Below are 18,904 nucleotides of genomic sequence, written 5' to 3' on the forward strand. Positions count from 1 at the left end.
TGTTTGCTTGATCTCAGGCGGCCACGGGTCCGGCACGTATGCCCTGAGTCCCGGCCAGCCACAGGCCACTATTGAAAACGGAAGGGTGCCGCATACCCTCAGGCAGCGGGCGGGAGATCAGTACACCAACAGGAGGCCGGGTAGTCAGCAACGCATGCAGTGACTGTAGCACTGCAATTTTTTGTACTGCCAGTGGCAATAATTGTTGCTGTGTTTCTGGCTGAAGCTGCGGTAGGGAAAATGACAGATGGCGGATTACCACCCGGATAGCATGCTGATGCCAGTAATCGACATTCACTCCGGGACGGCGTACCGTCGAGCGAATTCGCAGCAGATTCTCAAACGGAGCAGCAGTACCGATGAACAGTGTATTTGCGGGGACATCTGCCCCGTTGCCGGATTCAAGCGCCTGAGCATTCGCTACCGGCAAGCCAAGACTCGCCGCGACCATCCCCAGCAGGAGATGCGGCCAGAAATAACGCATGCCAAGTTGTCGCCAACGCGAAAAAAGTCCGATCACAATCTGTCCATTGAATACGGGTATACACATCTCCGGGGGAAATTCAGCTATCCCTGCAAAAGCCGGCCGGACATGTCATTTGATATAAGAGAGATAGTAACACTAATGACAGTTTTCAACATCAGAGAATAAGAAACCAGGGAAGAAATTCGGGGTTTTGCTGTTTTTTTCAACAGAACAACTGAAGGGTATAAAAAAACAGCAGGCTTACTGACCGGAGAGAGTATCAGTAATTCCTGCTGTTCTTAGATTTTATCAGGCAAAGACCAGATTCGGTGCTTTAAACGCCTGAGGCAACTCAGCTTCATCTTCGAAGGTCGCCCATTCCCAGGCTTCCTGTTTCGCCAGTACTGCCTGCAGCAACTTGTTATTCAGTGCGTGTCCGGATTTGAATGCAGTAAATGCACCAATCACGTTATGGCCACACATAAATAAGTCACCGATAGCATCCAGCATTTTGTGACGAACAAATTCGTCTTCAAAACGCAGGCCATCTTCGTTCAGTACACGAAATTCATCCAGCCCAATCGCACAGTCAAGACTACCGCCCAGGCACAGGCCACGAGACTGCAGATATTCAATTTCATGCATGAAGCCGAAAGTACGGGCACGGCTAATCTGGCGAACAAACGCGTCGGCGGAGAAGTTCAGCTGATAGCGCTGTGAACTCGCATCAATCGCCGGGTGTTTAAAGTCGATAGTAAAGTCGAGTGAGAAACCATTGTAAGGTTTCAGCTCTGCCCACTTGTCACCGTCTTCAACACGTACAGCCTGTTTGATACGAACGAATTTTTTAGCACTGTTAAGTTCTTCAACTCCTGCATCAAGCAGCAGATAAACGAACGGCGCAGCACTACCATCCATAATCGGGATTTCTGGCGCATCAACTTCAACAATAATGTTGTCGATACCCAGGCCAGCCAGCGCTGAATTTAAATGTTCAACGGTTGAAATACGCACACCTTCATCGTTAACCAGGCAGGTACTCAGCATGGTATCGCGCACGTATTTTGCATCAGCCGGGAAATCCACCGGTGGATTCAAGTCTGTGCGACGATAGATGACCCCGGTATTGGCCGACGCAGGGCGCAGTGTCAGAGTGACTTTCTTACCGGTATGTAAACCGATACCTGTCGCCTGAACAATACGTTTTAATGTCCTTTGTTTGATCATCGTATTAATCTCGCAAAATTACTCTTCGTTCGTGACTATACACTACTTAGTTGCCGCCATTTTAGCACAAAGAGCGAGCAAGGCCAAATATCGGTATATTCTTAGTCAGCCTGCTTACGCAAAAACGCCGGAATATCAAGATAATCAGGCTCTTTGTTCGCCTGGCCTGCCGGATCGTTGACCACTTTAGCCGCAGGTTTTTGTTCCTGTGGTAATGGAGTCAGACCATGCTGCTGGTAACGATGATCCATCACTGGCTGGCTGGCATTCTTATTGGTCACCAGGGTGATTTCAGGACGTTTGTCCATGCCAATACCGGTCGCAACGACAGTAACACGCAGCTCATCGTTCATTTCCGGATCCAGGGAAGTACCGATAACCACGGTGGCATTATCTGAAGCAAATGCGCGGATGGTGTTACCGACGGTTTCAAACTCATCCAGACGCAGGTCGAAGCCTGCAGTGATGTTAACCAGCACACCACGAGCACCAGACAGGTCGATATCTTCCAGTAACGGGCTGGAAATTGCCATTTCGGCAGCTTCTTCAGCACGGTCTTCACCACAAGCTACACCAGAACCCATCATGGCATAACCCATTTCAGACATCACTGTACGTACGTCTGCAAAGTCGACGTTCATCAGGCCCGGGCGGGTAATCAGTTCAGCGATACCCTGAACAGCACCTTTTAATACATCGTTAGCTGCGCCAAAGGCATCCAGCAACGAAATACCACGGCCCAGCACTTTCAGCAGTTTGTCATTAGGGATGGTGATTAATGAGTCAACATGTTTGGAAAGCTCAGCAATACCTTGTTCAGCAAAAGCCATACGCTTTTTGCCTTCAAAGTTAAATGGCTTAGTAACAACAGCCACTGTCAGAATGCCGAGATCTTTGGCCACTTCAGCAACAACCGGTGCAGCACCTGTTCCGGTACCACCACCCATGCCTGCAGCGATAAACACCATGTCTGCACCATCCAGTGCGGCACGCAGTGCTTCACGATCTTCTTCTGCCGAGTTACGACCAACTTCAGGGTTAGCACCCGCACCCAGCCCTTTAGTAATGTTATTACCAATCTGGATGGTCTGGCCGACAGCAGTCTTACGTAATGCCTGAGCATCGGTATTTACTGCAAAGAATTCAACACCTTCGATACGCTCGCGTACCATATGCTCTACGGCGTTACCGCCGCCGCCGCCAACGCCGATGACTTTTATCACCGCATCGTTGGTTAATTCCATAGGTTCAAACATGATTTCTCTCCGTTATGTGCCTGTCGCCTGGAGACCATAAATGCTGTTAGCATGATCTCCTTTAGTAAAAATTAAAACTCTTTTTTGAGCCAACTGTTGATTCGTTTGAACCAACCGCCGACTGATGCTCTTTTTTCGCTGTCACCATCGCCACCCATATGCGACTCCTTACCATAATGCAACAGGCCAACAGCCGTTGAATAGTAAGGTTCCTGCGCATAATCGGTCAGGCCGGTAATATTTAAAGGCTGGCCAATACGAACCTGAGTATGGAATACCCGTTGTGCACATGCTGCCAGACCTTCGATCTGCCCTGCCCCACCGGTTAACACGATACCGGCAGCCAGATGATGCTTAACTCCCTGCTGACGTAACTGTTCCTGAAGTTCCAGGATTTCGTCATTCACCAGATTTAACAGTTCGGTATAACGAGGTTCGATAACCTCTGCCAGCGTCTGACGTTGCAGGCTACGTGGTGGTCGTCCACCCACGCTCGGGACTTCGACATTCTCGTCTTTACCCACAATCGAACCTAATGCACAGCCGTGACGGACTTTAATCGCTTCCGCATCGGTCGGTGGGGTGCCAAACGCATAAGCGATATCGCTGGTCACCACATTCCCTGCATAAGGAATCACTTTGGTATGACGCAATGCACCGCCGGTATAAACCGCCATATCCATTGTACCACCACCAATATCAACCACACAGACACCCAGTTCACGTTCATCTTCGGTCAGAACGGCATAACTTGATGCCAGTCCGGCAAAAATCAGCTGGTCTACTTTCAGCCCGCAGCGTTCAACTGCTTTGACGATGTTTTTCGCCATATCGTTGTGACAGGTGATCAGGTGTACTTTCGCCTGCATCCTGACTCCCGATAACCCTACAGGATTTTTGATCCCTTCCTGGTAATCGATGGCGTATTCCTGAGGAATAACGTGCAGAATACGATGTTCATCACGGACGCGAACTGATTTCGCCGTATGTACCACATTCTCTACATCATCCTGGGTTACTTCTTCTTCTGAAATCGGAACCATCCCGATTTCGTTCTGACAACTGATATGCTTACCGGACAGTGCCAGGTAAACCGACGATATCTGGCAGTCAGCCATTAATTCAGCCTGGTCGATTGCCCGCTGAACACATTTCACCACTGACTCAAGATCGTTTACGCCGCCTTTATCCATCCCACGGGACGGACAGCTGCCTACTCCGATAATATTGACCATACCATCGGGCAGAATCTCCCCTACAAGGGCAGCAACCTTAGCGGTGCCGATTTCAAGTCCTACTACAAGTTTTCTGTCCGTTGCCTTGATCATTATTGTTTAGCCTGTGCCTGCTTTTGTTGCTGATTAGTGGTCTTTGGGTCAACAGGAACGGCTATCCAACCAACAGCCGCACCGGAGTCATACCGCAGGTCCACATAACCTATCCGTTTATTTTCTGCCTGCCCCTGCCTGAGCAGTACCGGGTAAAGGTCTATAAAACGCTGTAGGCGTTTCATTGTTTCATCGCGTCCCAGTTCGATTTTCATATCATCGCTGGTGACCAGTTGCCATGAACGTCTGGCGGTCATCGACGCTGCCTTCAGAGTGACTTTTGAAGGCTTTAACATATCGCTCATCTGATAGAAACCAGCCATGACCTCTTTCTCGCTGCCTTCCGGCCCGTAAAGCATGGGCATCGCCTGCTTACCTAACTGACTAAGCGGCAAACTAAAGGAAACACCGTCTGCATCCACAACGTTCTGATCATTCCAGCGGGCTACAGGAACATATTCAACCAGGTGAATCTTTAACTCATCAGGCCATTGCTTACGTACACTGACCTGTTTAATCCATGGCAACCGCTCTATCTGCTGCTGTATCACGTCCACATTCTGGGACATGAAAGTGCCTGGCGGGCCCAGTGATAAAATCGCCTGGCGGATATCATCATGAGTGGTGTAATGAGTTTCACCGGTGACCACCAGTTTCGAAAGTGGCAAACGGGATGCATCATCCATCCACTTCAGGACCATTACACCGCCCAACACCATGACACCGATGACCATTAACAAAAAGATCATCCCGAACAGGCGTGAACCATTACTACGTCCGGACCCCATACGATCCTGTGGTTCCCGGTTGCGTGTATTTAAAGCCGCCTGAGACATATCAGTCTGTTAACTCCAGAATCATGGTCACTAATTGCGAAAACTCCATACCCGCCTGCTTTGCTGCCATTGGCACCAGACTATGGCTGGTCATGCCTGGCGAGGTATTGACTTCTAACAGCTGAAAATTACCGTCTCCGTCCATCATGACATCAACACGGCCCCATCCGGTGCAACCTAAAGAATGCCATGCCGCAATCACTAATTCATTCAGCGCAATCTGTTGTTGTTCATCTAATCCTGACGGACAAAAATATTCTGTGTCATCAGCGAGATATTTTGCATTGTAGTCGTAAAATTCTGTTTTAGCTTTAATTCGTATCGAAGGCAGAACTTTATCGCCAATAATTGCAACCGTATATTCTGCGCCACTAACAAAAGCTTCGACCAGAACTTCGTTATCATATTGAAAAGCAAGCTCTAAAGCAGCGAACAGGTCGTCAGCATGGTTAACCCGGCTAATACCGACACTGGAACCTTCGTTACCAGGCTTTACAAATAATGGCAGCCCCAGTGCGTTAACTGACTCCAAAGTGGACTGATCCAGCCCTGCCGTCATCTGCTGATGAGTCAGACAAACAAACCGACTGGTAGGTAATCCGCACCCCTGCCATAACCATTTAGTCCGTGCTTTATCCATGGTGATTGCCGAAGCCATCACACCACTGCCGGTATAAGGCAAACCGATAAAATCCAGGACTGCCTGCAAAGTACCATCTTCCCCTCCCCGCCCGTGCAGAGCGATAAAGGCACGGGTAAAACCCTGCTCTTTCAAAGTCAGCACGGACTGGTCGCGGGTATCTATGCCGTAAGCGTTGCGTCCCGCTGCTTTTAATCCGGCCAAAACAGCATGACCAGACTCAAGAGAAACTTCACGTTCTGCGGAGGTTCCGCCCATCAGAACAGCAATTTTTTCAACCATGCTGCTCCTCCGTTCGGGTGACCTGCTGTAACTTATGCTCTGCCAGAGTACGGGCAATACGACCAACAGTCCCTGCTCCCTGAGCCAGAATCAGATCATTACCGCTAAGCACCGGAGCTAGCATTTCAGCCAGTAACTCATTGTCAGCGACCAGAATCGGGTCGACTTTGCCACGGCTACGGATTGACCGGCATAATGCCCTGCTGTCTGCTCCGGCAATCGGCGCTTCACCGGCCGAATAGACATCCAGCATCAGTAACACATCGACCTGGCACAGCACATTAGCAAAATCATCAAACAGGTCACGGGTCCGGGTATAGCGATGTGGCTGAAATATCATGACCAGTTTCTTATCTGGCCAGCCCGCCCTCGCCGCTTTAATAGTGGCATCAACTTCTGTCGGGTGATGACCATAGTCATCCACCAGCATCGCTGTTCCACTGATGCCATTTACCGGGGCTGTCGGGTATTCGCCAAGTAGATCGAATCGCCGGCCTGTTCCCTGGAAATTCTCCAGTGCCGCCAGAATTTCTTCATCTTCAATGCCTTCTTCTGTCGCGACACTGACAGCAGCGGCGGCATTCAGTGCATTGTGTCGGCCAGGAGCATTCAGTGTCACTTCCATAACCGGCTTGTCATGGCGCACCAGCCGGAAGTGGCCACGGGCACCTTGCTGCTGATAATTTTCAATTCTTACGTCAGCATCATCACTGAAACCATAAGTTGTTATCTGACGCCCGACTCGAGGGATCAGTTCACGGATCACAGGGTCATCCACACACAGCACAGCACGGCCATAAAATGGCAGGTTATGCAGGAAGTTAACGAACGTCTGTTTCAGGTTTTCAAAATCACCCTGATACGTGTCCATATGATCCGCTTCAATATTGGTAACAATCGCAACCATCGGTTGCAGGTGCAGGAACGATGCATCGCTTTCATCTGCTTCAGCAATCAGGTAACGGCTGCTGCCCAGCCGTGCATGGGTTCCGGCAGCTTTAACCAGACCACCATTAACAAATGTTGGATCCAGACCACCTTCCGCGTAGATGCTGGAAACCATCGCGGTAGTTGTGGTTTTACCGTGAGTACCGGCAATCGCAATTCCGTGCCGGAAACGCATCAGTTCAGCCAGCATTTCAGCCCGACGAATTACAGGAATCCGTGCCTCACGGGCAGCGACCAGTTCCGGGTTATCCTGAGAAATCGCACTGGATACCACGACCACACTGACATCTGTCACATTTTCCGGGCGGTGGTTAAAGTAAACCGTCACACCCAGTGAACTCAGATGCTGGGTCACCGGATTTGGCGCCAGATCAGAACCACTGATCTGATAGCCTTCATTTGCCAGCACTTCAGCAATACCGCCCATGCCGGCACCACCGATGCCGACAAAATGGATATGCCTGACCCGACGCATTTCAGGCACAACAGAGCGAAGTTTTGCTAATTGCTGAGTATTCATTTATTCACACTACCTGTTATCACTTTGCCCGTTTTACCGGGAAGCTGCTCTTCTGGAGCACTATTCATTTGGCGGCTTTCGCCACTTCATTTGCCACACGTTCTGTTGCATCCGGAATCGCAATGGCACGAGCTTTTAAAGCCATAGCCAGTAACTGTGGGCGATCCCAGCCCGCCAGGGTATCAGCGACCACCTGAGCGTTAAAATCTGGCTGTTCGAAAATCTTTGCGGCCCCCGCCTTTTCCAGCGGTAAGGCATTCCAGTACTGCTGGCGATCTTTATGTTGAAACGGAACAAAAATCGCCGGTAAACCTGCCGCCGCTATTTCACTGACCGTCAGTGCTCCGGAACGGCACACCACCACATCAGCCCAGGCATAGGCTTCGGCCATATCATCGATAAATTCAGCAACCCTGTGGCCGGTTTGTCCGACGCTGGCATACAAGTCATTTACCTGTTGCAAAGCACCTTTACCGGTCTGATGCCAGAGGGTAATACTCTCACCTGCTTTTTCAGCGACCAGTGGCATAGTCTGATTAAGGATTCTGGCTCCCTGACTACCACCAATCACCAGTACCCGTACCGGTCCTGTTCTGTCGGCAAAACGCTGTTCCGGTGCCGGCAGCGCCAGCACATCGGTTCGTACCGGATTGCCAACCACTTCTGCATCAGGGAACGCCCCGGGAAAAGCCTGCAACACTTTGCGCGCGATTTTCGATAGTCCTTTATTTGTCAGCCCGGCTATCCCGTTTTGCTCATGCAACACTACAGGGATTCCACAACTCCAGGCTGCCAGACCACCAGGGCCGGAAACGTAACCGCCCATTCCGAGTACTACGTCTGGTTGCCAGGACTTCATAATTGTCCGGGCCTGCCGCCATGCGGTAAAAATCCTCAACGGCGCCATTAACTGTGCTTTTATTCCTTTGCCACGCAATCCACTGATACGAATAAAGTCGATATCAATTCCATGCTTTGGCACCAGATCAGCTTCCATCCGGTCTGCCGTTCCCAGCCAGCGCACCTGCCAGCCTTGTTCCATCAGATAATGGGCTACAGCCAGTCCGGGAAACACATGTCCGCCGGTGCCTCCGGCCATCACCATCAGTCGTTTGCCGCTCATCGACTACCCCGGGTAAACGCCTGTGCTTTTGTCAGACGTGTTTCATAATCTATTCGTAATAACAACACTATCGCTGTAGACATAATGATCAGACTCGATCCCCCGTAACTGATCAGGGGTAACGTCAGACCTTTAGTTGGCAGCATTCCTGCAGCCGCCCCGACATTAACCAATGCCTGGAAACTGAACCAGACACCTATCGCACACGCCAGGAATCCGGAAAAACGCTGATCTAACTCCAGCGCCCTGCGGCCAATGGACATAGCACGAAAAGCGACGAAGAATACCATTAAAAGTGCGAGTACCACACCGAAAAAGCCCAGTTCTTCACCAATAATCGAGAAGATAAAGTCGGTGTGGGCTTCCGGTAAATATTCAAGTTTCTGGACCGAATTTCCCAGTCCCTGCCCCCAGAACTCTCCGCGACCAAAGGCCATAAGTGACTGGGTTAACTGATAACCACTGCCGAAAGGATCGGCCCATGGGTTCCAGAACGAAGTTACACGCCGCATGCGGTAAGGTTCAGCGATAATCAGCAAAACAACCGCAAACATACCGGACCCGATAATCGCCAGGAACTGCCATAACTTTGCCCCGGCCAGAAACAGCATCGCCAGCGTGGTAACAAACAGTACAATCACCGTACCAAGGTCTGGCTGCGCCAGCAGTAATACGGCCAGAACAACCATCACTCCCATCGGTTTACAGAATCCCCAGAAGTTACTCCGGACTTCATCCACCTTTCGCACCAGATAACTGGCGAGATAACAAAACAGGGACAGTTTGGAAAATTCTGCTGGCTGAATACGCAACGGGCCCAAAGCAATCCAGCGCGAGGCCCCGTTTACAGAGCTTCCCACCACCAGAACGACCAGTAACATAACCACCGAGGCCATCAGCATCACATTGCTGTAGCGCTGCCAGAAAGACATCGGTAGCCGCAATGTGAACAGTGATATCGCAAAACCCAGTCCCAGGTAGAACGCATCACGCTTTGCAAAGTAGAACGGATCGTCACTCATACGCTGCCCCACCGGAACAGACGCCGAAGTCACCATCACAAAACCAATAATCGCCAGACCAAAGGTCAGCCACAGCAGAGTGCGGTCATAGAGAATGATGGCAGTATCATCACTTTCTCTGGCACCCATGACCCAGTCTCTTAACCGACTGGAAACTGCCATCACTGCCGTGCCGGCAAGTGCCAGGCCTGGAATACGCATTAGCCTAACTCCTTAGCTAAACGGGTAAAAAGATCGCCCCGTTGCTCAAAATTTTTAAACTGATCCAGACTGGCACACGCCGGAGACAGCAACACCATATCTCCCTGTCGGGTCTGTGGCGCAATCTCTGCCATGACCTGCTGCAATGTTTCCCGGCATTCAGAAACGTCAGGACGTAATGCCGCCAGTTCAGCCGCATCCCGGCCAAAACAGTAGACCTTCAGATTATCCCGCTGCAGGTAAGGTTGCAGAGGTGAGAAGTCTGCTGACTTTCCGTCTCCCCCCAGTAATAACCATAATGTTCCTGCAACATTGAGACCTTTCAACGCAGCTTCAGTACTGCCAACATTGGTTGCCTTGGAGTCATTGATCCAGTCCACACCCTTGTTACGATGGGCCAGATTAAAACGATGGCTCAGCCCGCTGAATGTAGTCAGTGCTTTAAGGCTGGATGCACGAGGCAGACCTACTGCATCAGCCAGTGCCAGAGCCGCCAGCGCATTGGTAAAGTTATGCTGGCCGGTCAGCTTCATTTCCCGGGTATCCAGCACTTTTTCGCCTTTCACTCTTAACCAGGTACTGCCTTGCTGGCTGTTCAGGTGGTAATCACCCACATTCACGCCAAAGCTGATACAACGGTCATCGACTCCGCGTACCGGCATCGTCAACGCATCATCGGCATTAACCACACAGACACTGGCATTTTCATAAACTCGTAATTTGGCCGCACGATACTGCTGCATCCCGAGTGGATAACGATCCATATGATCTTCGGTAACATTCAGAATCGTTGCCGCTGCCGCTGCCAGGCTGTAAGTAGTTTCCAGTTGAAAACTGGATAATTCCAGTACATACAACTGAGCCGGTTGTTCCAGTAAGGACAACACCGGTAAACCAATATTGCCGCCTACTCCTACCTGCCAACCGGCAGCCTTAGCCATTTCTCCAACCAGAGAGGTGACGGTGCTTTTACCGTTAGAACCAGTAATCGCAATGATCGGCGCACGGGCTTCCCGACAGAACAGTTCAACGTCACCGATAATTTCCACTCCGGCATCGGCAGCTTCTGCCAACGCCGGATGTGCCAGCGCAATACCCGGGCTTGCAATAATTAAATCGGCATCCAGTAACCAGTCTTCATTAATCCCCCCCAGGTAACGCTCCAGATGCTCCGGCAATTTATCCAGACCAGGTGGGGACATTCGGGTATCTACCACCCGCGGCGTTACCCCACGGGCTAAAAAGAAATCAACACAGGACAGGCCGGTCAGCCCCAGCCCGATAATGACAACTTTTTTACCCCGATAGTCAGACATCATTAGCGTACCTTAAGGGTCGCCAGTCCAATCAGAACCAGCATTAAAGAAATAATCCAGAAACGCACGATAACGCGAGGTTCCGGCCAGCCTTTCAGTTCATAGTGGTGATGGATAGGAGCCATACGGAAAATACGTTGTCCGCGCAGCTTAAATGACCCTACCTGCAGAATGACCGACAGAGTTTCAACCACAAATACCCCGCCCATAATCACCAGTAAGAATTCCTGACGTAATAACACAGCAATTGTCCCAAGCGCACCGCCCAGAGCCAGCGAACCGACATCCCCCATAAAGACCTGTGCCGGGTAAGTGTTAAACCACAGGAAGCCCAGTCCTGCTCCGACAATCGCCGTGCAGACAATCACCAGCTCCCCTGCATGACGCAGATAAGGGATGTGCAGATATTCAGCAAAGTTCACGTTACCAGTGGCCCAGGCCACCAGACCGAAACCGGCAGCGACGAATACTGTTGGCATAATTGCCAGGCCATCCAGACCGTCTGTCAGGTTTACTGCGTTACTGGTGCCCACAATGACAAAGTAAGTCAGTAGCAGATAACTCAGACCCAGTTGTGGCATAACATCTTTGAAGAATGGAACCACCAACTGGGTGGCAGGAGTGCCTTTACCAATGGCATAGAGTGCGAAAGCGACACCCAATGCAATTACCGACTGCCAGAAGTATTTCCAGCGGGCAATCAGACCTTTGGTATCTTTGCGCACCACTTTGCGGTAGTCATCGACAAATCCGATGATCCCGTAACCAATCAGAACGACCAGGACACACCAGACATAAGGGTTAGACGGATAAGCCCACATCAGCACCGAAATAGTGATCGATGTCAGAATCATCAGCCCGCCCATCGTTGGCGTGCCACGTTTGCTGAAATGTGACTCCGGGCCGTCGTTACGAACAACCTGGCCAATCTGCAGTTTTTGCAGCCATGCAATCAAGCGCGGCCCCATCCACAGGCTGATAAACAGCGATGTCAGCAGACTGACGATGGCGCGAAACGTCAGGTACGAAAAGATATTAAATCCTGAGTAGAGGGAAACCAGGTGCTCAGCAAACCAGACTAACATGTGCCTTTCTCCTGTAATTGCTGAACCACTTCTTCCATAGCTGCACTTCTCGAACCTTTAATCAAAATGGTAACTTCCTGATGTTCAGATAATAATGTCCGCAACCGTGCAATCAGCTCCGGTTTGCCAGTAAAATGTTCACCGTGCTGGCTTTCCTGAGAGATAAAACGGCTCAGTGCTCCGACACTTAATACTTTATCAATACCTGCTTCCCGCGCAGCGACGCCAACCGCACGATGGCATTGTTCAGCCTCATCGCCTAATTCAGCCATGTCGCCTACTACCATAATCCGGTATCCGGGAATCTCGCCCAGCACCTGTGCTGCTGCCGTCATTGAGCCGACATTTGCGTTATAACTGTCGTCCAACAGTTGCTGTTGTTCGGATAATCTGACCGGGAACAGTCTTCCGGGTACCGGTTGCAGGTCACTGAGCCCTTTAGCAATTGCTGACAGCGGAGCGCCAACCGCCAGAGAGAGCGCAGCTGCAGCAAGTGCATTGGCAATATTATGTCGTCCGGGCAATGGCAGACGAACCGCCACACTGCCCTGCGGGGTAGATAGGGTGAATGCAGTACCCGCACCACTAACGACAATATCGCGGGCATGAAAATCTGCTGTCGACTCTGCGGCAGGGGAGAAACGCCATACTGTCTTATCCGACAGCTGAGTCTGCCAGTGAGGCCAGTCATTGCTGTCATCATTGAGGATGGCGATACCATTCTGTGGCAGGCCACCGAAAATTTCGCCTTTAGCTTTGGCAACACCAGCCAGCGATCCAAAACCTTCAAGGTGTGCTGCTGCCAGGTTATTGACCAGAGCAGCTTCCGGGCGGACCATCGCGGTGGTATAGGCGATTTCACCCTGATGATTAGCACCCAGTTCAATTACTGCATATTCGTGCTCCGGCGTCAGCCGTAACAGGGTCATGGGCACGCCAATGTCATTATTCAGGTTCCCTGCGGTATACAAGGTATTGCCGCATTGTTTCAGAATAGATGCGGTCATCTCTTTAACCGAGGTTTTCCCGGACGAACCTGTCAGGGCAACGACGCGCGCCGGTACCTGCTGGCGGACAAACGCAGCCAGTTCGCCGAATGCGATACGGGTATCTCTGACCACCACCTGAGGGACATCCAGCGGCAAAGGTTTGCTGACCAACAGCGCGGATGCTCCGGCTTTCAGGGCATCGCTGATAAAATCATGGGCATCAAAACGTTCACCAATCAGGGCGATAAACAGGCAACCTGCCGTGACTTTACGGGTATCTGTGGTCACCGAAGAAAAGCTCAGTGCAGAATCTCCGGAAAGCTGACCGCCGGTCAGATCTGCCAGTTGCTGCAGGGTCATCGAAATCATGCCAGCACCCCCAGTAATGAAGCTACGGTCTCTCTGTCTGAGTAATCCAGACGGCGCTGACCTATTATCTGATAATCTTCATGCCCTTTACCTGCCACCAGGACGATATCCTGCGGGCCAGCCTGCATCAGTGCATGAGTAACTGCACGTGCGCGTCCGGGTACCACCAGCGCTCTGCCCGGGTCCAGCAGCCCGCTCAGAATGTCATTAACAATCGCCTGAGCATCTTCGCTGCGTGGGTTATCATCGGTAACAATCACCTGATCGGCCAGTTGTTCGGCAATAGCTCCCATCAGTGGGCGCTTACCTTTATCGCGATCGCCGCCACATCCGAACACGCACCAAAGTTTGCCACTACAATGCAACCTGGTTGCAGCCAGTGCTTTTTCCAGCGCATCCGGGGTATGAGCATAATCGACCACTACCGTCGGTCTGCCATCAGCATGGAAAACTTCCATCCGGCCACAGACAGGTTGCAAGCGGGCAGCCGTGTCACGCAAACGCTCCATCGGATAACCTAATGCCAGCAGAGTCGCCATAGCCATCAGCATGTTGCTGACATTAAATGCACCCATCAGCTGACTGGTAAACTCGCCGTTACCCCAGTCAGAGCGGAACGTGACTTTCGCCCCTTTATCCAGATATTCGACCTGAATGGCTTCCAGACGACGGCCATGATGATCGGCAGGAATCTGTCCCTGCATGCTAACCGCAACAGCATCGGTGAGTTTTCCAAGCCAGCGACGGCCCGTTTCATCATCGGCATTAATAATCGCCTGCCCGACCTGGTGTTCAGCAAACAGCGACCATTTTGCCGCTTCGTAATTTTGCATATCACCATGATAATCCAGGTGATCACGGCTCAGATTGGTGAACACTGCCGCGGCAAATGGCAAGGCAGCAACACGATGCTGAACCAGCCCGTGTGACGAAACTTCCATCGCCGTCAGTGTTGCACCCTGCTCCACTAATCCTGCTAAAACCTGCTGGATATCAACTGCCGAGCCGGTGGTATTTTCTGTCGGCGTGAGGTGTCCGTATAAGCCATTACCTACCGTGCCCATTACCGCACCGGTTTCACCCAGCAGATTAGCCCACTGAGCCAGCAACTGACTGGTAGTGGTTTTACCATTGGTGCCGGTAATACCGATTAATGTCTGTTTCTCTGCCGGATTATCATAGAAACGACCAGCCAGTGCAGATAGCCGTTGAGATAATTGCTTCAGATAAACAACCGGCACACCATGCAATTCTTTGATATCACCATCTGCAGCTTCGCCTTCTGCTTCGGCAATCACTGCAGCTACACCCTGGGCAATGGCCTGAGGGATATAGTGACGTCCGTCAACGCTATGTCCCGTCACAGCCACAAACAGATCGCCGGCAGCCGCAGTGCGGCTGTCCAGTGTCATTTCCTTTAGCTGACGTTCCGGCGCACCGGGCACCCACGGGGCCAGCAGGTCGCGCAAGTTACGATCTGTCACTTTCGTCCTCATTTCTGTTATCCACGAAATCGTTTTTGTCATTGGCAGGTAATGCATCCGGTTCGATATTCATCGTTCGCAATACGCCACCCATGATGGCGCCGAAAACCGGTGCAGATACCGCACCACCGTAATACTTGCCTGCCTGTGGATCGTTAATCACCACAACCAGTGCAAAACGTGGATGACTGGCAGGCGCTACGCCTGCGGTGTAAGCAATATACTTGTTAACATACTGACCATCCGGACCCACTTTCTTGGCCGTCCCGGTCTTGATAGCAATCCGGTAACCCTTAATGGCAGCTTTAACGCCACCACCGCCAGGCAGAGCAACACTTTCCATCATGTGCAGCACAGTTTTTACAGTCGATTCAGGGAAGACCCTTTCTCCTGCTACCGGTGGGTCAACTTTGGTGATTGATAATGGTCTGGCGATGCCGTAGCTGCCAATGGTGGCGTAAACACGCGCTAACTGTAACGGCGTTACCATTAGCCCGTAGCCGAATGAGAAGGTGGCCCTCTCTATGTCAGACCACCGTTGTTTTTTAGGGTATATGCCACTGCTTTCCCCGACCAGCCCCAAATTAGTCGGTTTACCCAATCCAAAACGCGAGTAGGTTTCTACCAGCGCTGAGGAGGGCATCGCTAATGCCAGTCTTGATACACCGACATTACTCGATTTTTGTAAGACACCTGTCAGTGTCAGTTCGTTATAGCGTGCGACATCCTTGATTTCATGGCCGTTAATCCGGTACGGCACGGTGTTGATGACGCTGTTTTCGCGGATAACCCCACGCTGTAACGCGGTCATCACCACCATCGGTTTTACAGTAGAACCCGGTTCAAAAATATCGGTAATGGCCCGGTTACGCATCGCATCTTTGGTGGTGGTACCCAGATTATTCGGGTTGTATGCGGGGCTGTTTGCCATAGCCAGCACTTCTCCGGTGTTCACATCCACCAGCACGGCGGAACCAGATTCAGCTTTATTGAACGCAACCGCATTACTCAGTTCACGATAAACCAGCGCCTGTAAACGCTCATCGATACTCAGGGTCAGGTTATGTGCGGCCTTGCTGTCGACAGAGGAGATATCTTCAATCACTCTGCCCTGGCGATCTTTGCGTACGGTTCTGACACCTGGCTGTCCTGTCAGCCATTTATCAAAACTCTTCTCGATTCCTTCAATGCCTTCACCATCAATATTGGTGAAACCTATCAGATGAGCGGTCACCTGGCCTGCCGGATAGTAACGGCGGGATTCTTCACGCAGATGGATACCCGGTAATTTCAGTTTTTTAATATATTCGCCGACTGACGGGTTGATCTGCCGGGCAAGATAAATAAACCGGCCATTAGGATTGGTATTTACGCGGGCATAGAGCTGGTCCTGAGTCATCGACAGCGCATCAGCCAGCGCCTTCCAACGATTATCAACCGTGATCCCGCCTTTATCATTCAGCTCTTTCGGATCGACCCAAACGGCGTTCACCGGCACACTTACCGCTAAAGGACGACCGGCACGATCGCTTATCATTCCCCGGGAGGTAGGCACCGGTTGAACACGCAATGAACGGAGATCGCCCTCTTTGACTAAACGATCCGGGCTAACGACCTGTAGATATCCTACCCGCGAAACCAGTCCCACCAGTGCAGCCAGAATTCCGACACACAGCAACGCAAAACGCCAGCTGATAAAGCTGGCTTTGTTTTCCGGTTTTCTGGACTTCAGCGTTTTTTTCGCGCTGCTCATGCCGTTATCGGTTTCCTATGGTTGAACCACAATGTTTTCTTGAGAAGGATCAACATGTTGCATATGAAGTTTTTCAATCGCCAGTCGTTCTACCCGACTATGATCTCCAAGCGCATTCTCTTCAAGGATCAGGTTTCGCCACTCGATATCCAACGAATCCCGCTCCAGTACCATCTGTTCACGCTGTGCGGTCAGTAACCTGGTTTTATGGGTAGTGATAACCACCATTACCGCCGAAACCAGTACTGCAATAATTAACAGCAAGGGCAATTTTCCGTGGCGCAGTAAATCTCCGCCTATAATGCCGGGCAGGCTGTGGCGTTCATTGCCGATCATTCAGCGGTCCTCTGTGCAATACGCAATACCGAACTGCGGGCCCGGGGATTATCGGCAACTTCACGTTCTCCTGGTACCAGCTTGCCCAGTGTTTTCAGTTCACGACCGCCCAGAGCTTTCAACTGTGCTTCAGTCAGTGGTAATCCCGAAGGAACCTGTGCACCACGACTCTGATCACGCATAAAGCGTTTTACCAGTCGGTCTTCCAGTGAATGGAAACTGATCACTGACAGGCGACCTTCCGGTGCCAGGGCTGTCAGAGCCCCGTTTAATGCCTGTGAAATCTCTTCGAGTTCACTGTTCACCCAGATCCGGATAGCCTGAAAGCTGCGGGTTGCCGGGTGTTTAAACTTGTCTTTCACTGGCGTCGCGTTATAAATCACTTCGGCCAGCTCTTTGGTACGGGTCATCGGTTGTTCACGATTACGTTCAACGATGGCCCTGGCGATTCGTTTGGCAAAGCGTTCTTCACCATATGCCTTAAGTACAAACGCAATATCCTGCTCTTCCGCCTGCAACAACCATTCTGCAGCTGATTGTCCACGCGTCGGGTCCATACGCATATCCAGTGGCCCGTCACGCATAAAGGAGAATCCACGCTCGGCATCATCGAGCTGCGGGGAAGAAACTCCCAGATCCAGTAAGATGCCGTTTATTTTGCCACGCAATCCCAGTGAATCTGTGTATTCAGCCAGGCCGGAAAATGGACCATGGATAATGGAAAAACGCGGATCATTAATTTCCGCCGCCGCCGCAATCGCCTGAGGATCTCGGTCAATCGCGATAAGCCGGCCATTTTTTCCCAACCGGGAAAGGATCAGACGTGAGTGCCCTCCCCTGCCAAAGGTGCCATCAATGTAGATGCCGTCTTCCTGAAGGTTAAGTCCGTTGACTGCTTCATCTAACAGCACTGTGGTATGTTTAAAATTTTCCGACATAAGCTATAGCGATAAATCCTGCAAACGCTCAGATAACACATCCTGAGCCGTCTCTGCTTCAATATCTTCCTTGATCTGTTGATACCAGGCCTGTTCATCCCACAGTTCAAATTTGTTGAACTGACCGACCAGCATGATTTCTTTCTGTAATCCGGCATGTTGTCTGAGTGTTCCTGCCAGCAACAACCGCCCTGCACTGTCCATCTGACATTCACTGGCATGCCCGAGTAACAGGCGCTGCACACGGCGTTCGGCCGGGTTCATAGTCGACAGGCGAGACAGCTTTCTTTCAATGACTTCCCACTCAGGCAGGGTATAAAGCAGCAGGCAGGGCTGGTGGAGGTCAATGGTACATACCATTTGCCCCTGAGATTCCCCGATCAGTATTTCCCGGTAGCGAGTAGGTACTGCTATCCGGCCTTTACCGTCGAGATTAACCAGCGTTGCCCCGCGAAACATTGACTGTTGATCCCCTCAGTTAACCTGTTTCACCACTTTACCCCACAATTTACCACTAATTGAGTGTACGGAGCGGATGAAATCCTTGTCAAGCAACAAAGGTCGCTTAATAACATTATTTCCTGCGGCAAATTCATATAATTCCAGAGACATCACTGATAAAAAACAGAGCCAAAAGAATTAACTCGATGAATAACTGCAATAAATTGAGAACACTGCGGGGAAGGGTTAATAAAAATCGGCGAAAAACGACGGAATTGTTAACTTCGGGCGGTGTATTCACGGCGGGCATTTTAAGGAATTTCTTACCGGAATCACAGCAGAGA

The 18,904-nt window shown here is 51.0% G+C and carries 17 protein-coding genes; all 17 read right to left on the reverse strand.

The window, feature by feature from the left end:
• Positions 1–13: 13 nt before the first annotated feature.
• A complete protein-coding gene (secM, locus tag A7K98_RS16300) occupies positions 14–520 on the reverse strand; it encodes a secA translation cis-regulator SecM (protein ID WP_211276809.1) in 507 nt (168 codons plus the stop codon).
• A 255-nt stretch (positions 521–775) separates the two neighbouring features.
• Positions 776–1,693: a UDP-3-O-acyl-N-acetylglucosamine deacetylase gene (gene lpxC, locus A7K98_RS16305; protein WP_087489506.1), complete on the reverse strand. Its 918-nt coding sequence runs from the start codon at positions 1,691–1,693 to the stop codon at positions 776–778.
• A 101-nt stretch (positions 1,694–1,794) separates the two neighbouring features.
• The gene (gene ftsZ, locus A7K98_RS16310; RefSeq protein WP_038023055.1) at positions 1,795–2,949 is read right to left on the reverse strand and encodes a cell division protein FtsZ; all 1,155 of its coding nucleotides are present in this window, start codon (positions 2,947–2,949) and stop codon (positions 1,795–1,797) included.
• A 71-nt stretch (positions 2,950–3,020) separates the two neighbouring features.
• Positions 3,021–4,277, reverse strand: a complete 1,257-nt coding sequence (ftsA, locus tag A7K98_RS16315; RefSeq protein WP_087489507.1) for a cell division protein FtsA — start codon at positions 4,275–4,277, stop codon at positions 3,021–3,023.
• Positions 4,277–5,113, reverse strand: a complete 837-nt coding sequence (ftsQ, locus tag A7K98_RS16320; RefSeq protein WP_087489508.1) for a cell division protein FtsQ — start codon at positions 5,111–5,113, stop codon at positions 4,277–4,279. Before ftsQ ends, ftsA begins: the two co-directional genes overlap by 1 nt.
• Position 5,114: 1 nt before the next feature.
• Complete coding sequence (locus tag A7K98_RS16325) at positions 5,115–6,035, reverse strand: D-alanine--D-alanine ligase (protein ID WP_087489509.1); 921 nt, start codon at positions 6,033–6,035, stop codon at positions 5,115–5,117.
• Positions 6,028–7,503 (reverse strand): UDP-N-acetylmuramate--L-alanine ligase, encoded by a 1,476-nt coding sequence (gene murC / locus A7K98_RS16330; protein WP_087489510.1) that lies wholly within the window; start codon positions 7,501–7,503, stop codon positions 6,028–6,030. Before murC ends, A7K98_RS16325 begins: the two co-directional genes overlap by 8 nt.
• A gap of 64 nt (positions 7,504–7,567) precedes the next feature.
• The gene (murG, locus tag A7K98_RS16335) at positions 7,568–8,626 is read right to left on the reverse strand and encodes an undecaprenyldiphospho-muramoylpentapeptide beta-N-acetylglucosaminyltransferase (protein ID WP_087489511.1); all 1,059 of its coding nucleotides are present in this window, start codon (positions 8,624–8,626) and stop codon (positions 7,568–7,570) included.
• Positions 8,623–9,849, reverse strand: coding sequence for a cell division protein FtsW (gene ftsW, locus A7K98_RS16340; protein ID WP_087489512.1), 1,227 nt, complete (start codon positions 9,847–9,849; stop codon positions 8,623–8,625). The genes murG and ftsW overlap by 4 nt, the downstream gene beginning before the upstream one ends.
• Positions 9,849–11,165 (reverse strand): UDP-N-acetylmuramoyl-L-alanine--D-glutamate ligase, encoded by a 1,317-nt coding sequence (murD, locus tag A7K98_RS16345; protein ID WP_087490554.1) that lies wholly within the window; start codon positions 11,163–11,165, stop codon positions 9,849–9,851. The genes ftsW and murD overlap by 1 nt, the downstream gene beginning before the upstream one ends.
• A 2-nt stretch (positions 11,166–11,167) precedes the next feature.
• Positions 11,168–12,250: a phospho-N-acetylmuramoyl-pentapeptide-transferase gene (mraY, locus tag A7K98_RS16350; RefSeq protein ID WP_087489513.1), complete on the reverse strand. Its 1,083-nt coding sequence runs from the start codon at positions 12,248–12,250 to the stop codon at positions 11,168–11,170.
• Positions 12,244–13,608, reverse strand: coding sequence for a UDP-N-acetylmuramoyl-tripeptide--D-alanyl-D-alanine ligase (murF, locus tag A7K98_RS16355; protein ID WP_087489514.1), 1,365 nt, complete (start codon positions 13,606–13,608; stop codon positions 12,244–12,246). The genes mraY and murF overlap by 7 nt, the downstream gene beginning before the upstream one ends.
• Positions 13,605–15,092, reverse strand: coding sequence for a UDP-N-acetylmuramoyl-L-alanyl-D-glutamate--2,6-diaminopimelate ligase (gene murE, locus A7K98_RS16360; RefSeq protein ID WP_087489515.1), 1,488 nt, complete (start codon positions 15,090–15,092; stop codon positions 13,605–13,607). Before murE ends, murF begins: the two co-directional genes overlap by 4 nt.
• Positions 15,079–16,845 (reverse strand): peptidoglycan glycosyltransferase FtsI, encoded by a 1,767-nt coding sequence (locus tag A7K98_RS16365; RefSeq protein WP_087489516.1) that lies wholly within the window; start codon positions 16,843–16,845, stop codon positions 15,079–15,081. The genes murE and A7K98_RS16365 overlap by 14 nt, the downstream gene beginning before the upstream one ends.
• 15 nt (positions 16,846–16,860) lie before the next feature.
• Positions 16,861–17,181, reverse strand: a complete 321-nt coding sequence (gene ftsL / locus A7K98_RS16370; protein ID WP_087489517.1) for a cell division protein FtsL — start codon at positions 17,179–17,181, stop codon at positions 16,861–16,863.
• Positions 17,178–18,119, reverse strand: coding sequence for a 16S rRNA (cytosine(1402)-N(4))-methyltransferase RsmH (gene rsmH / locus A7K98_RS16375; RefSeq protein WP_087489518.1), 942 nt, complete (start codon positions 18,117–18,119; stop codon positions 17,178–17,180). Before rsmH ends, ftsL begins: the two co-directional genes overlap by 4 nt.
• 3 nt (positions 18,120–18,122) lie before the next feature.
• Entirely contained in the window at positions 18,123–18,578 is a 456-nt protein-coding gene (gene mraZ, locus A7K98_RS16380) for a division/cell wall cluster transcriptional repressor MraZ (RefSeq protein ID WP_087489519.1), read from the reverse strand.
• Between the last annotated feature and the right edge of the window lie 326 nt (positions 18,579–18,904).

Source organism: Tatumella citrea, from assembly GCF_002163585.1.
GTDB classification, from domain to species: domain Bacteria; phylum Pseudomonadota; class Gammaproteobacteria; order Enterobacterales; family Enterobacteriaceae; genus Tatumella; species Tatumella citrea.